The sequence below is a fragment of the Bartonella sp. AP57NXGY genome (assembly GCF_042195805.1).
In the GTDB taxonomy this organism is placed as follows: domain Bacteria; phylum Pseudomonadota; class Alphaproteobacteria; order Rhizobiales; family Rhizobiaceae; genus Bartonella.
Map to the genome: position 1 here is coordinate 1 of NZ_JBHIOZ010000234.1, position 1,787 is coordinate 1,787.

General features: G+C 35.6%; 2 protein-coding genes. Both read left to right on the forward strand.

Translation table 11 applies throughout. The annotated features are described in order from the left end of the window. Nucleotides 1-490: hypothetical protein (locus ACFIL8_RS09795; RefSeq protein WP_375689611.1), on the forward strand; the 490-nt coding region annotated here is incomplete at its 5' end. Between the two features lie 533 nt (nt 491-1,023). Continuing rightward, nucleotides 1,024-1,787: DUF1499 domain-containing protein (locus ACFIL8_RS09800; RefSeq protein ID WP_375689613.1), on the forward strand; the 764-nt coding region annotated here is incomplete at its 3' end.

The following is a 1,787-nucleotide window of genomic DNA, read 5'->3' on the forward strand; positions in this document are numbered from 1 at the left end:
CGTTCATATTTGCGTTCTCTTTCTGATCCCCTATTGGGCACAGGATAATATATGGACAGCACTTAAAAAATCCGGAGTCCCTTATCAATTTGTTGCTTTTACTCCCGATAATCCTATTCAACAATCTGCTGATCCCCTCTTTCTTCTTAAAGTCTGCAGATTTAATCTTGAAAATGGACCTGTTCATTTAAAAGCTTTGAAAACACGACAATTTTGGTCATTAGCAGCCTACACACACAACGGAATTATTTTCTATAGCCTTAATGACCGAACAGCCCCTAATAATACACTCGATCTTATCATTGGAAAACCAATACAAATCATAGAACTCAAAAAATCAAAACCTAAAAAAAATGCCAATTCAGTTTTGGTTGCTAAAAATTTGAATGAAGGTTTTATCATTTTACGTATTTTTGCCCCTTCTTCACTTGCAAAAAAAGAAAGTGAAGCTTTTCTTTCATCTGCGACCTGCCGCATATTTTATGAATAAAAACGGACTAAACTCTCATTTGTACAACACCTTCCTTTCTATACAAAATACAGGAAGCCTATCAAAATGGTTATCTTTTTTCTCTATTAATTGAATATTCGAATTCAGATTTGTCTGATTGTAGATCCCTCAATTTTTTATTGAGGTAGAATGAAATCTCTATTGCACATCATCATATCCTATTTGATACGCATTATCTGACAGAAAAAACTCCCCGCAATCAGAAGAGAAAAATCAAGAGTAAAGCTCTAAAAAAATATGCTGCTAACAATTGTAAAACTTGTTATTTGAGTTTACTTCTTTTTATTTACAAACATTCCCATAAAGTTCGCATCAATGACATGATAAACTATAGAAGAAATACTGATTACCTTCAATGAAGTGCTAAAATAACCACTGGAAACTTATAAGACATTACGTATCCTTGACCTCAAAAATAAGTGCTTTATTTTTGGTTTATGAGCAGAAGCTTTTTGTAAGGTAGCACTCTGAAAAAACTTAGCTTATAGTTTACAATTGAGGGGAAAAACTTCATGAAGAAGAGATATGTTCGGTTCGTTTCAAGAGCAGCAGTATGGTCCCCTCGATTTGGTGGATTGTCGTTCTTTATTTTATTATTTTCAGTCATTTTACAACGTTTTTCCGTCATTAACGTAACTGACTTCATAATTTTGATCGGAATCTCTACTGGCTGTGTAATTATTTCTCTTTTTCTGGCTATTAAAGCACTTCATAGTTTGTGGGTCTATGGTGCTCTAGGGGGAATGAAAGCTTTAAAAGGGATCATTTATTCGTTGATAACAGCCACACCATTGATGCTCTTTTTTGGACTTTGGTTTACCTTACCGGCTCTTTACGACGTTTCTACCGATACACAAAGACCACCGGCTTTTTTTCGCACAATACGTCCCAGCGATGCTTTACCACTCAAAAGTGTTTTGACTGAACAAGCAGCAATACAGATGTCACAATGGCCAGAAATATCGGGGCGCCGTTATGATGGCTCACCTGACCGTATTCGCGAATCCGTTCTTAATGTTTTAGCTGCGTATGATTGGCCTGTTGTAGCGCAACGAGAATTCAAAGGCGAAGAAAATGAAATTTATATCGAAACGAGAGCAAAAACTTTTTACCTTGGCTTTATTTTAGATATTGTTATTCGTTTAACTGATGAAGGGGATACAACTTTTGTTGATATGCGTTCTACTTCTCGTTATTTGCCAAGAGATTTGGGGACAAATGCTGCTTTTATTATCGATTTTATGGATGCACTTGATACAGAAATCGCCTCACTTCC